At 58.6% G+C, this 13,092-nt stretch carries 13 protein-coding genes and 2 pseudogenes; 10 read left to right on the top strand and 5 right to left on the bottom strand.

Annotated features, from left to right (window positions below):
- From B4968_RS12065 to B4968_RS23095, 8 genes and pseudogenes are all read left to right on the top strand, one after another.
- Positions 1–569, top strand: a 569-nt coding sequence (locus tag B4968_RS12065) for a class I SAM-dependent methyltransferase (protein ID WP_083099341.1), incomplete at its 5' end; no start/stop codon positions are given.
- Between the two features lie 494 nt (positions 570–1,063).
- The gene (locus tag B4968_RS12060) at positions 1,064–1,624 is read left to right on the top strand and encodes a F0F1 ATP synthase subunit delta (protein WP_083099340.1); all 561 of its coding nucleotides are present in this window, start codon (positions 1,064–1,066) and stop codon (positions 1,622–1,624) included.
- On the top strand, positions 1,625–3,163 hold the full coding sequence (gene atpA, locus B4968_RS12055; protein ID WP_083099330.1) for a F0F1 ATP synthase subunit alpha: 1,539 nt from the start codon (positions 1,625–1,627) through the stop codon (positions 3,161–3,163).
- A gap of 12 nt (positions 3,164–3,175) precedes the next feature.
- Positions 3,176–4,052: pseudogene (locus B4968_RS12050) on the top strand (F0F1 ATP synthase subunit gamma).
- 21 nt (positions 4,053–4,073) lie between these two features.
- Positions 4,074–5,497, top strand: a pseudogene (gene atpD / locus B4968_RS12045) (F0F1 ATP synthase subunit beta).
- 11 nt (positions 5,498–5,508) lie between these two features.
- Positions 5,509–5,922: a F0F1 ATP synthase subunit epsilon gene (locus B4968_RS12040; protein WP_083099329.1), complete on the top strand. Its 414-nt coding sequence runs from the start codon at positions 5,509–5,511 to the stop codon at positions 5,920–5,922.
- Between the two features lie 159 nt (positions 5,923–6,081).
- Complete coding sequence (locus tag B4968_RS12035) at positions 6,082–6,435, top strand: H-type lectin domain-containing protein (RefSeq protein WP_083099338.1); 354 nt, start codon at positions 6,082–6,084, stop codon at positions 6,433–6,435.
- A gap of 124 nt (positions 6,436–6,559) precedes the next feature.
- Positions 6,560–6,958, top strand: coding sequence for a hypothetical protein (locus tag B4968_RS23095; protein ID WP_139792780.1), 399 nt, complete (start codon positions 6,560–6,562; stop codon positions 6,956–6,958).
- A 155-nt stretch (positions 6,959–7,113) separates the two neighbouring features.
- Here the strand turns inward: B4968_RS23095 and B4968_RS12030 are convergent, their stop codons facing one another.
- Positions 7,114–8,136, bottom strand: a complete 1,023-nt coding sequence (locus B4968_RS12030; protein ID WP_083099327.1) for a ribose-phosphate pyrophosphokinase — start codon at positions 8,134–8,136, stop codon at positions 7,114–7,116.
- 107 nt (positions 8,137–8,243) lie between these two features.
- Here B4968_RS12030 and B4968_RS12025 point away from each other — a divergent pair, with 107 nt between their 5' ends.
- Both B4968_RS12025 and B4968_RS12020 read left to right on the top strand, forming a co-directional pair.
- On the top strand, positions 8,244–8,837 hold the full coding sequence (locus B4968_RS12025; RefSeq protein WP_083099326.1) for a 2-hydroxychromene-2-carboxylate isomerase: 594 nt from the start codon (positions 8,244–8,246) through the stop codon (positions 8,835–8,837).
- A 112-nt stretch (positions 8,838–8,949) separates the two neighbouring features.
- Positions 8,950–9,753: an alpha/beta fold hydrolase gene (locus B4968_RS12020; RefSeq protein WP_241525697.1), complete on the top strand. Its 804-nt coding sequence runs from the start codon at positions 8,950–8,952 to the stop codon at positions 9,751–9,753.
- 113 nt (positions 9,754–9,866) lie between these two features.
- Here B4968_RS12020 and B4968_RS12015 read toward each other — a convergent pair whose 3' ends face one another.
- From B4968_RS12015 to B4968_RS12000, 4 genes are all read right to left on the bottom strand, one after another.
- A complete protein-coding gene (locus B4968_RS12015) occupies positions 9,867–10,913 on the bottom strand; it encodes a threonine aldolase family protein (RefSeq protein ID WP_083099323.1) in 1,047 nt (348 codons plus the stop codon).
- Positions 10,913–11,383, bottom strand: coding sequence for a YcgN family cysteine cluster protein (locus B4968_RS12010; RefSeq protein ID WP_083099321.1), 471 nt, complete (start codon positions 11,381–11,383; stop codon positions 10,913–10,915). Before B4968_RS12010 ends, B4968_RS12015 begins: the two co-directional genes overlap by 1 nt.
- Complete coding sequence (locus B4968_RS12005) at positions 11,380–12,339, bottom strand: bifunctional riboflavin kinase/FAD synthetase (protein WP_083099320.1); 960 nt, start codon at positions 12,337–12,339, stop codon at positions 11,380–11,382. The genes B4968_RS12010 and B4968_RS12005 overlap by 4 nt, the downstream gene beginning before the upstream one ends.
- 109 nt (positions 12,340–12,448) lie before the next feature.
- Complete coding sequence (locus B4968_RS12000; RefSeq protein WP_083099337.1) at positions 12,449–12,892, bottom strand: MaoC family dehydratase; 444 nt, start codon at positions 12,890–12,892, stop codon at positions 12,449–12,451.
- Positions 12,893–13,092 lie beyond the last annotated feature (200 nt).

Genomic DNA, 13,092 nt, shown 5'->3' with positions numbered 1-13,092 from the left:
GGGTTATCGCCCTGATGCCGGGGCCACAGGGGGTGATGCAATGGCCTGCGGGTCTGCCCAATGTTTCGGTGCTGTGCGAAGAGACGATTTGGCCGATCGAGACGGGCCGGGTGGATCGTCTGGTGGTGATGCACGGCCTTGAGACCTCGGAGCGGCCAACCCAGCTTCTGGAGGAATGCCGTCGCGTGTTGGGACCTGGGGGGCGGGGAATCTTTGTGGTGCCGAACCGGGCCGGGTTCTGGGCGCGCTCGGACAAGACGCCATTTGGCTATGGGCGGCCCTATACGCTGACCCAGCTGGAAAACCAGCTTCGCCTGCATGAATTCACCATCGAGCGGCACGCCGCAGCCCTATATGGTTTGCCAAGCCAAAAACGGTTCTGGTTAAAATCAGCCGCGCTGTTTGAGCGGGTCGGCAGGCAGCTGCCCGCCATGCTGGCTGGGGGCGTGTTTATGGTCGAGGTCAGCAAGCAGACCCATCCGCAGCGCGGCCATATGACCAAAGTCCGGCGGGCCAACCCGATCCGGGTGCTTGAGGGATTATCCAACCCGATTGCCGAGCCAGCCTGATCCGCCCGATCAGTCCGCCTGATCAGCCCGCCTGATCAGAAGGGCGGGGCTGGATGCTGCGGCGAAAAACAGATCCACAGGCGGCCAGAGGGCGCCCAGGCCAGAGAAATCTGGTCACAATCTGGCCTGCGGTGTGCGGATGATTCTGTTTTGGTGAGTTTAGCGGCAAGGTCTTGTATTTGAGCTGCCGCCGACAGGGGTGTTTTGGACATTCTGGTCGATTTTGGCCCTTTTGGAATCGTAAATAGGGGCTGTTCAGAGGTAAAAATTGTCAGTCTTTGCAGAGGCAGAGGGCCGCACTTTGGCTAAGGTCTTGAAAACGCTACATTCAGGGTTTTTAGTGTTGCCATTATAGACAGTTGATAGGTTGCTACCGCTCTGTTACATCCACGCTGATTTTAACGCCCTGCCGCTCTGGCGGGGCTCGCTCACGCCCCCGGACGCCGTCTGCTCTCAGACATGCCAACCGGGGCCAAAATGTCGGAAGGGTGGACGTGTCCGAACCAGCTTCGATTTCAGCAGGCATTGCTGCGCGCTATGCCACTGCGGTCTTTGAGATCGCCGAAGAAAGCAAGGCGCTTGATAGCCTTGAAACCAGTATCAATGATCTGGCAGCTGCCCTGGCTGACAGTGACGATCTGCAAAACCTGATCAGCTCTCCGCTGATCACACGGGAAGAGCAGGGGGCCGCGATTGCCGCGATTGCCAAAAAAATGGGTCTTGCACCTGTTCTGAGCAATAGCCTGGCTCTGATGGCGCAAAAGCGCCGCCTGTTTGTGGTGCCTGCCCTGATCACAGCTCTGCGCGCCCGTCTGGCGGATGCGCGCGGTGAAGTGACCGCCGAGGTGATCTCGGCCAAGGCACTGACCAAAACCCAAAGCGAAAAGCTGGCCAAGACGCTGGCCGAGCGCGTGGGCAAAAAGATTACCATCAATGCAACCGTCGATGAAAGCATCATTGGCGGTCTCGTCGTTAAAGTGGGCTCAAAGATGATCGATAGCTCGATCCGCTCCAAGCTCAACTCCCTACAGAATGCAATGAAAGAGGTCGGATAAATGGGTATCCAAGCAGCAGAGATTTCTGCGATCCTAAAAGACCAGATCAAGAACTTTGGTCAGGAAGCCGAGGTGGCTGAAATTGGTCGCGTGCTGAGCGTTGGTGATGGTATCGCCCGCGTCTACGGCCTCGACAATGTTCAGGCTGGCGAAATGGTCGAATTCCCCGGTGGGGTTATGGGCATGGCGCTGAACCTGGAGGCCGATAACGTAGGTATCGTTATCTTTGGCTCCGACCGTGACATCAAAGAAGGTGACACAGTCAAGCGCACCAACTCGATCGTTGACGTTCCCGTTGGCCCCGAGCTGCTGGGTCGCGTTGTGGACGGTCTGGGTAACCCGCTGGACGGCAAAGGCCCGATCAACGCCAAGAAGCGCGGTGTTGCCGACTCTAAGGCGCCTGGCATTATCCCGCGTAAATCGGTTCACGAGCCGATGGCAACTGGCCTCAAGTCGGTTGACGCGATGATCCCGGTTGGCCGTGGCCAGCGTGAGCTGATCATTGGTGACCGTCAGACCGGTAAAACCGCGATTGCTCTGGACACCATTCTGAACCAGAAATCCTACAACGAGGCTGCAGGCGACGACGAGTCGAAGAAACTGTACTGCGTCTATGTTGCTGTTGGCCAGAAGCGCTCTACCGTGGCGCAGCTGGTGAAAAAGCTGGAAGAAGCCGGCGCGATGGAATACTCGATCGTGGTTGCTGCAACCGCCTCCGATCCTGCACCGCTGCAGTTCCTGGCCCCCTATGCCGCGACCGCAATGGCCGAATACTTCCGCGACAGCGGCAAGCACGGCCTGATCATCTATGATGATCTCTCCAAGCAGGCTGCTGCTTATCGTCAGATGTCGCTGCTGCTGCGTCGTCCGCCCGGACGTGAAGCCTATCCTGGTGACGTTTTCTATCTGCACTCCCGCCTGCTGGAACGCTCTGCGAAACTGAACGAAGACTTCGGCTCCGGCTCGCTGACGGCTCTGCCCGTTATTGAAACCCAGGGTGGCGACGTTTCCGCCTTTATTCCAACCAACGTGATCTCGATCACCGATGGTCAGATCTTCCTGGAAACCGAACTGTTCTACCAGGGCATCCGTCCTGCTGTGAACACCGGTCTGTCGGTTTCGCGTGTTGGCTCTTCGGCGCAAACAAACTCGATGAAATCTGTTGCGGGTCCGGTTAAGCTGGAACTGGCTCAGTATCGCGAAATGGCTGCCTTTGCGCAGTTCGGCTCTGACCTTGACGCCGCCACTCAGCAGCTGCTGAACCGTGGTGCCCGTCTGACCGAGCTGATGAAGCAGGCGCAGTACTCACCGCTGACCAACGCAGAAATCGTCTGCGTGATCTTTGCAGGCACCACAGGTTACCTCGACAAGATCGACGTCAAGGCGGTTGGCCGCTACGAGGCGGGTCTGCTGGCGCATCTGCGTGGCAAGCACGCTGATCTGCTCGCGTGGATTTCCACCGAAGATCCAAAGATCAAGGGCGATGCTGCCGACAAGATCAAAGCAGCGCTGGATGAATTCGCCGCAGATTTCGCGTAAGGGGATAAGGCAATGCCAAATCTCAAGGACCTGAAAAACAGGATCGCGAGTGTCAAAGGCACCCGTAAGATCACTAAGGCCATGCAAATGGTGGCGGCGGCGAAACTTCGCCGTGCCCAGGAAGCTGCTGAAGATTCACGGCCCTACACCACGCGGTTCAATGCCGTCATGGCTGGGCTGGCGGCTTCGGTTGGCAGCAGCGACAGCGCACCAAAACTGCTGCGCGGCACCGGCAGCGATCAGGTACAACTGCTTGTTGTCATGACCGCTGAGCGGGGCCTGTGCGGTGGCTTTAAACGGCAATATCGCCAAGCTGGCGCGCCACAAGGCGCTCGAGCTGAAAGCAGCTGGCAAGACGGTCAAGCTCCTGACCGCTGGTAAAAAGGGCCGCGACGCACTGCGTCGTGACCTGGCTGATGATTTTGTCGGCCATGTGGACCTGAGCGAAGTGAAACGGGTTGGCTATGCCGACGCGCAAAACATCGCAAAGGATATCCTGACCCGCTTTGACGCTGGTGAATTCGACGTTGCGACAATTTTCTTTGCAGGATTTGTCAACGTTGTGACCCAGGTGCCAACAGCGCAGCAGATCATTCCGGCCTCCTACGAGGGCGGTACCGCAGAAGAGGCTACGGCCGGTTACGACTACGAGCCCAGTGAAGAGGCGATCCTCGCCGACCTGCTGCCACGTGGCGTATCGACCCAGATCTTTTCAGCGCTGCTGGAAAACGGTGCATCCGAACAGGGTGCCCGGATGAGTGCGATGGATAACGCCACCCGTAACGCTGGCGAGATGATCGACAAGCTGACAATCGAGTATAACCGCTCGCGTCAGGCCGTCATCACCAACGAGCTGATTGAAATCATTTCGGGCGCTGAGGCGCTCTAAGAGACAACCGGAGACAAACACATGGCAAACGCAAAAGGCAAAATCACGCAGGTGATTGGCGCCGTTGTGGACGTGCAGTTCGAGGATGCCCTGCCGGAAATCCTGAACGCCGTTACCACAGACAACAACGGTAAGACACTGGTTCTCGAAGTTGCTCAGCACCTTGGTGAGAGCACCGTTCGGACCATCGCTATGGACGCAACCGAAGGTCTGGTTCGCGGCCAAGACGTGACTGACACAGGCGCGCCTATCTCGGTTCCAGTTGGCAATGCCACACTGGGTCGTATCCTCAACGTCATCGGTGAGCCGGTTGACGAAAAGGGCCCCGTAGACGCAACCGAAACCCGTGGTATCCACGGCGACGCGCCTTCGTTCTCGGAGCAGTCGACCGCAACCGAGATCCTGACCACAGGTATCAAGGTTATCGACCTTCTGGCCCCCTACACCAAGGGTGGTAAAATTGGTCTGTTCGGCGGTGCCGGCGTTGGTAAAACCGTTCTGATCATGGAACTGATCAACAACATCGCCAAGGTGCACTCGGGTGTTTCCGTGTTCGCCGGTGTTGGTGAGCGGACCCGTGAAGGTAACGACCTTTACCACGAGATGATCGAATCCGGTGTTATCGTTCCCGATAACCTGCCCGAGTCGAAAATTGCGCTGGTCTACGGCCAGATGAACGAGCCTCCAGGTGCGCGTATGCGGGTTGCTCTGTCGGGTCTGACCCTGGCGGAACAGTTCCGTGACGACAGCGGCTCGGACGTTTTGTTCTTCGTGGAAACATCTTCCGCTTCACACAGGCGGGTTCCGAGGTTTCGGCTCTGCTGGGTCGTATTCCTTCCGCTGTTGGCTACCAGCCAACACTGGCCACCGACATGGGTGCGATGCAGGAACGGATCTCTTCGACCAAAAATGGTTCGATCACTTCCGTTCAGGCCGTTTACGTTCCTGCGGATGACCTTACTGACCCTGCTCCTGCGACTTCGTTTGCGCACCTTGATGCGACAACCGTTCTGGACCGTGCGATCTCGGAAAAGGGTATCTACCCTGCCGTTGACCCGCTTGGTTCGACCTCGCGTTTGCTGGATCCGCTGATCATTGGTGACGAGCACTACAAAGTTGCCACCGACGTGCAGCAGATTCTTCAGCGCTACAAATCGCTGCAGGACATCATTGCCATTCTGGGCATGGATGAGCTTTCGGAAGACGACAAACTGGCTGTGGCCCGTGCGCGTAAGATCGAACGCTTCCTGTCGCAGCCGTTTGACGTTGCCAAAATCTTCACCGGCGCCGACGGCAAACAGGTTCAGCTGGAAGACACTATCGCATCGTTCAAGGCCGTTGTGGCTGGCGAATACGACCATCTCCCCGAAGGCGCCTTCTACATGGTTGGCGGCATCGACGAAGTGATCGCAAAAGCCGAGAAAATGGCTGCTGACGCGGCCTAAGGAGGGCTCTGATGGCTGATACCATGCAATTCGATCTCGTGAGCCCGGAGCGGAGCCTTGCTTCGCTGCAGGTGAATGCGGTCCTGATCCCCGGCGCGGAGGGTGACATGACGGCGATGCCGATGCATGCGCCCACCATCACCACCCTGCGTCCGGGTGTCCTGCGGGTGGAAAGCTCGCAAGGCACTTCGGAGTTTGTGGTCACCGGCGGCTTTGCCGAAATCAGTGCAGAGGCCCTCTCGGTCCTGGCTGAAAAGGCGATCCCAATGGATGAGATGACCCGTGCCCATCTGGACGAGCTGATTGAAGATGCTCGTCAGACCTACAAGACCGCCCAAGACGATGATCAGCCCCACGGGTTGGTTGAAGAAGCAGCCAAGCTGCTGGCGGACATGGAGGCTCTGGGCACGCATATGAGCCTGTAAAGGACCATACAGCGTCGCCGAGTGTGACCAGAAGATCTAAAAACCGGCCCTCCGATGTGATGGGCCGGTTTTGTTTTTTGATTGTTAGAAAGTATTGATGTGTAATGCTTTTGCTGCCGACCAAACGGGTGGCACAAACGGACAATGGAACGGCAAGATATGCAGAGACTACGCAATCCACGTATCGGAATTGATCAGGGCGATCTGCTGCTCTTTTCCGAATTCGACAGCGGCGGCAGTATGTGGACCGGCGAAGGGTCGCGGGAACGGCGCAAGCAGGTTTCCTTTCGCGAGGTGTACCGTCAGCCGCCTGCGGTGCAGGTGTCGATCTCGCTTTGGGATATGGACACAAATGCGGCCATTCGGGCTGAATTGGTTGCTGAGAATGTATCAGTTACGGGGTTTGAGATGGTGTTTCGCACCTGGGGCGATAGCCGCGTGGCGCGCCTGCGTGCTGCCTGGACCGCGATTGGCGAGCTGCCCTTTGAAGATGACTGGCATGAGGTAGACTGAGGCTTGGGGACGCGTTGGGGCCTTATCCGCCCTCTGGTCGTCGTGTTTTTCAGTCTTCGCGACTTTCAGCTGAGCGGACTTTTCAGTCGTTGAGTTGGCGTCAATCCGGGACTAGGCTCCCTGGATGGCTAAACCGGTTTTGAGAATTCTAGAGGGGCCTTCTCCTACAAAAGAAGGCATATCGCAGGCTGCAACAGCAGGACTGGCTGGCGTTCTATCGGCCGGGAGCAAAGCGGCTGATTTGTTCCCGCATGATCTCGAAGGTCTCCTTGGAATACTCCACTTCAGAAACGAAACAGCAAAAGCTGCGCGCCGCAGAAGCAGTTGGTTTGGCGGGAAGTTATACAACAAATTCTCGGGTGACGAGCCTGACTACATTCCAGTTTCGGGCACTCATCTTCGACAAGCGCTTTCCACCGTGGGAATAGAAACTCCAGACTTCATCGTAGCATCTGGAAAATACCAACTCCGGTTGGACATATCAGAAGAAGCGGTCAGTATCCTTTCGGAAAAGCGCAGATAGCCAGTGTGCTGATTTGGCTGTAGTTTTCGACACTCAGGGCTCATTGCAGCGCGCGCCCGAAAATACGTTCCCCGCAGCATCGCCAGCCACACTTGATATGAAAAAAGGGCCCCGGCAGGTCACTGCGCGGGGCCCTCTCAATGCGGGTTGATGGCTTAGACACCGGGCGCGTAGAGCGACTCGTAGATCGGTATCAGGGTTTTGTCATCAAACAGCGAGGACACGGAGGTGCCATGCCAGATGTTCAGGATCGCCTGGGTGAACAGGGGCGCTGTGGGCAGGACGCGGATGTTGGGCGTGTCCAGAATGTCCTGTGTTGGCTGGATGGAATCGGTCAGCACCAGGGATTTCATCACCGAGTTGCTGACGCGTTCCACGGCAGGGCCGCTCATGACACCATGGGTGATATAGGCGTGCACCTCTTTGGCGCCATTGTCCATCAGGATTTGCGCCGCCTTGCACAGGGTGCCGGCCGTGTCGCACATGTCATCCACAATGAGGCAGATCTTGTCTGTTACATCGCCAATCACGGTCATCTCAGCAATCTCACCGGCTTTTTCGCGGCGTTTGTCGACGATCGACAGGGGGGCGTTGATGCGCTTGGCCAGCTCGCGGGCGCGGGCCACGCCGCCAACATCGGGTGAGACCACCATGAGGTCGTCCATACGGTCTTTGAACTGGTTTTTGACATCCAGCGCAAAGATCGGCGAGGCATAGAGGTTGTCGACAGGGATATCAAAGAACCCCTGGATCTGGGCCGCATGCAGGTCCATGGTCAGCACCCGTTCGATGCCCGCACCCGTCAGCATATTGGCGACCAATTTGGCAGAAGTTGGTGTGCGCGCTTTGGTGCGGCGGTCCTGACGGGCATAGCCGAAATAGGGGATCACCGCCGTGATCCGCTGCGCCGACGAGCGACGCAGAGCGTCGGAAATGATCAGCAGCTCCATCAGGTTGTCATTGGCCGGATTTGAGGTCGGCTGAATGATAAACATATCTTCGCCGCGTACGTTCTCATAGACCTCGACAAAGATCTCGCCGTCGTTAAAGCGTTCAACGCGGGCATCAACCAGTCCTTGGTCGACACCGCGGTGCATGCTCATACGGCGGGCAATTGAGTTGGCAAGCGGGAGGTTGGCGTTCCCAGCGATAAGCTTGTGTTCGTTCAAAGTCGGCATTGGCTGATATCCCCGGCAGCAATGGCTATGTGACAGATTCGTGATCTTGCCCACCGCTTAACATGTGCGTAGCTATCAGCCTAGTTCTAAGCGGGAGAAAACCATTCATGGCTACCATTGATTATTACTTCTCGACCCTGTCGCCCTATGCATACCTGGCCGGAACCCGGCTTGAGGCGGCAGCGGCGCGACAGAATGCCCAGATCAATTACAAGCCTTTCGACATCATTGCGCTGTTTGGGCGCACTGGCGGCACGCCTCCAAAGGACCGTCACGTCTCGCGTCAGGAGTATCGGTTGATTGAACTTGAGCGTCAGGCCAAAAAGTATGGGCTGAAGATCAATCTGAAACCGGCGCATTGGCCGACCAATGCAGCACCCGCCTCATATGCGATCCTTGCAGCACAGGCGGCCGGCGGCGGTGATCTGGGCGCGCTTGTGCATGGGCTGATGCGGGCCGTCTGGGCAGAGGACCGAGACATCGCAGAAGACAGCGTGATCAAATCCTGTCTCGAGAGCGCCGGCTTTGACGCCTCTCTGGCGGATACCGGTCTTTTGGCCGGCGCGGAGAGATATGCGCAAAACCTCGAGGAGGCCGTCAAGGCAGGTGTCTTTGGTGCGCCCTTTTATGTGACGCAAGATGGGGACCGTTTCTGGGGGCAGGACCGGATCGAGGATCTTGAGCAGCATCTTGCAGGCTGACAGCGCTTTGCCCACTGAGAAAACGGGGCGGGCTGACAGAACCGGGCAGGCCGACAGAACGGGGCAGGTTGAGCCTGCCGCAGGAAACGATCACGACTAAAAGGATGGCATTTTGAGCGACATTTACTCTCGCAGTTTTGGGGCGGGGCCGCGCCGGGTTCTGGCAGTGCATTGCTCTCTGGCGCATTCCGGAGCCTGGCGCTGGCTGGCCAGCCAGATGGAGGCGGAGATTACCCTTACCGCGTTCGACATGTATGCCCATGGCCGCAGTCCGGACTGGACAGGTGCGGCGGATTTCCAGACTGCTAATGTCGACGCCGGGCTGGGGCTGCTGGAGGCAGAGGCTGGGCCGGTTGACCTGATCGGGCATTCTTTTGGCGCTACAGTTGCCCTGCGCATGGTGCAGGCGCGGCCAGAACGGGTCAATAGCCTCGCGCTGATCGAGCCGGTGTTGTTTGCCGTCACGCGTCTTGAGGCGCCGGAAGCACAGGCGGCGCTGGAGGCTGAAGAGGCCCCGTTTTCACAGCTCTATGCGGCTGGTGACGTTGAAGGTGCAACCCGATTTTTCAACCGGATGTGGGGCACGGGTAAACCAAAATGGAACGAGATGCCCGAGCAGGCGCGTGCGGCCATGGTGCGGGCGATGCAGGTGGTGCCTCAGAGCTTTGATACATTGTATCTGGATGACAAGGGCGTGTTGCTGCCGGGGGCGCTTGACCCTGTTGCAATGCCGGTTCTGCTGTTGAGCGGAGGGGAGAGCCAGCCGGTGATGCCGCTGATCAATGAGGGGCTGGCGCGGCGCCTGACGGATGCCCGCGCCATTGTGGTGCCGCAGGCCGGTCACATGCTTCCGATCACCCATGCCAGTGAAACAGCCTCCCTGCTGCGGGCCTTCTGGAACGAGGTGGCGCCGTAGAGGGATCCTTTTCTGGGCCGGTGTGTTGGGGGCAGCGTTTTTGGGCCAGCGTTTTTGGGCCAGTGTTTTTGGAGGCAGTGTTTCTGGGCCGGTTCTGAGCCTGTGCGTGTACCCTAGAGCAGGTCCAGAAACTGGTCGATGAGATCTTTGCTCAGGGCCCAGTCACAGACAAAACGGGCGGTAACCTCCTGCTCTGGATCGCCCTCCAATGGGCCATCCCACAGGTGATAGATCGCCCCGGCCTCAAACAAGCGCTGATGCGTGGCGCGGGGCAGGGCGGCAAAGATCATGTTTGCCTGGGCCTCGTGCAGAAACGGCGCACCTTTTTGCTCCAGCCCTGCGGCCAGGTAGGCGCAATTTGCGTTGGCCTTGCGGGCGTTGTCGCGCCACAAATCGTCGGTAAGATAGGCCAGCATCTGGGCCGACAGATAGCGGTGCTTGGAAAACAGATGGCCGCCGCGCTTGCGCCGCACCTCAAACTCCCAGGCATGTTTGGGGTCAAAGAAAATCACCGCCTCGACCCCCATCAGACCGTTCTTGGTGCCGCCAAAACAGACAGCGTCAACGCCGGCTTTCCAGGTCATCTCGGCGGGGGTGCATCCCAGCGCCACCAGAGCATTGGTGAAACGGGCGCCATCCATGTGCAGCGGCAGGCCGAAGTCCCGGGTGACCTGCGCAATCGCTTTGATCTCGTCCAGCGCGTAAATCGTGCCGCGCCCTGTCACCTGGGTGATCGAGACCGGTCCGCGCTGGGGGCCGTGCACGCCACGGCTCTCTTCCCTGGCAATCGTGGCATGCAGGGCTGCGGGCGTCATTTTGTCGTCTGAACCCGCCGCGCCGGGTACCAGCGTCAGTTTGGCGCCGCCCGTGTAGAACTCTGGCGCGTTGCATTCATCCTCATGGATATGCGCCACGGGGGTACAGAATATGGTTTCAAACGGCTGACACAGCGTCGCCAGCGCCAGAGAGTTGGCGGCGGTGCCTGTGGCGACCAGATGGACTGCGGCTTCGGGCGCCTCAAAGATCTCGCGAATGCGCGCTGTCACCTCTGCCATCTCATCATCCGCACCATAGCCCATGGCATAGCCGGTGTTTGCCTGTGTCAAAGCCTGCAGAACCTGCTTTGGCACCGGGCCGGAATTGTCAGAGGCAAAAAACATCAGATAGGCTCCTCGATGATATGATCTTCCCAGTCTTCTTCGGGAGTGTCGAATTCGGAAACGGTCCAGCCGCGGACGCTGACACCAGCCTCATGGGGGCTGTTGGGGTCACCGGTCAAAAGCGGGTGCCACTGGGGCAGGGGCTTGCCCTCCCAAAGCAGGCGATAGGCGCAGGTCTGCGGCATCCAATAGGCATGGGTGTCTAGGTTGCTGGGCTTGAGCACGATGCATTCCGGGATGAACTGGTGGCGGTTTTCATAATGGGCGCAGCGACATGTGGAATCATCCAGCAGGCGGCAGGCCACACGGGTCAGCGCGACCTCACCGCTGTCCTCGTCCTCTAGTTTGTTGAGGCAGCATTTGCCGCAGCCATCACAAAGCGCTTCCCATTCCTGTGGGTTGAGCTTTTCCAGCGGCTTCTTTTCCCAAAAGCGCTTACCAAGCCCCTGCCGGTCAATGCCCTCGCTCATGTGGCAGCCTGTCTGTCAACCTGGCTTTCTGCGGTAAGAATATCGCGGGCCCGATCACAATCGGCAGTCATCTGTGCAATCAGCGCCTCCAGCCCGTCAAATTTCATCTCAGGACGCAGATAGTCCACCAGGGCGACCGAGAGCGTCGCGCCATAAAGATTACCGGTGAAATCAAACAGAAAGGTCTCGATATTGGGGTGCGCCCCATCAAACATGGGCCGCACTCCAATCGAGGCCGCGCCCTGATAGCTGCCCTGATGCGGGCCATCCAGCACATCTATCAGTACGGCATATACGCCAAAGGCCGGCGGGTGCAGCCCGTCAATGGACATATTGGCAGTCGGAAAGCCAAGATCACGGCCGCGCTGCTCACCGCCAATCACTTTGCCCTCGATGCGGTGCCAATGGCTGAGCATAGCAGCGGCATCACGGGGGCGCCCCTCGCTGAGGGCGGTGCGAATGGCGGTTGAGGAAACGGTGGCCTTTGAGTGCGCCATCAGCGGTGCAATCGTCACGCCAAATCCCATCTCTGCGCCAAAGCGCTGCAGATCCTTGGCAGTGCCGCTGCGGCCCTTGCCCAAGCAGAAATCCGCACCGACCACCACATGGCGCAGGCCCAGACCGTCGGCGATCACTTTACGGGCAAAATCCTCAGGGGGCAGGCCGGACAGGGCGGCATTGAAGTTCAGCTGATACAGCCGCTCGACGCCCAGCTTTTCCAGCCGCGAGGCACGCGCCTCGGGGGACATCAGCCGAAAAGGGGCCGCATTGGGCGCAAAGAAGGCACGCGGGTGCGGCTCAAACGTCATGACGCCCAGCGGCGCATCTGGGGCGGCGGCGCGCGCCAGTTCAATCACCGACTGATGGCCGCGATGGACGCCATCGAAATTGCCGATCGCGACGCTGGCGCCACGATCTTGCTGCTCTACAAATTGATAGTCTTGGATGATGCGCATGTGGTCTGCCTAGCGCTCTGCACAGAGGCTTGCAAGCACCTGATTGGCACAAGGCCGCCGCGAAAGATCAGCCAGGGCAGAAACCGCAGCCAGGTCGCGTGGCGCGCCCTTAGTCGAACTTGCGCGAGGGGGCCATAACCATGGCTTCGCCCACCAGAACCTTCTTGCCATCAACCATGCAGCGGCACTCAAGTTTGACCCGGCGTTTGTCGATGATGATATCCGTCACCTCCACCTCGGCCAGCACCAGATCGCCGGGCCGCACGGGCGCGAGGAATTTGAGCGACTGGCTCATGTAGATGGTGCCGTGGCCAGGCAGCTGCTCTCCAATCACCGCCGAGATCAGACCCGCCGTCAGCATGCCGTGGGCAATGCGACCCTGAAAAATGGTGTCCTGGGCATATTCATCATCCAGATGCACCGGATTGCGGTCGGTCGAGACCTGCGAGAACATTTCGATATCTTCGTCGGTGATCACCTTGCGTACAAAGCGCGTCATGCCCATCTCGATATCTTCGATGCAGATGGTTCCGCGCGGCATGTTATCCAACATTTGACCCTCCATGAGATCGCCTCTGCCGAGGTGGTCTTGAAATTTTCGGGCGCGGTGCTGCACCCGTTTGCAACTTTATTACTTTGCAGGTGCAGAAAATCAAGAGGTTTTTAGGCGCATGCAGCATCTGCGCGCAGGGTGCAAAACAGGGGCTGCAGCCGCAAGGGGCGCAGCAGACCCTGCCTGCATTGCTATCTGAA

It is taken from the genome of Pseudophaeobacter leonis, from assembly GCF_002087335.1.
In the GTDB taxonomy this organism is placed as follows: domain Bacteria; phylum Pseudomonadota; class Alphaproteobacteria; order Rhodobacterales; family Rhodobacteraceae; genus Pseudophaeobacter; species Pseudophaeobacter leonis.
The sequence above is the reverse complement of the archived record's forward strand: the minus strand, read 5'-3'. Positions and strand labels throughout refer to the sequence as shown.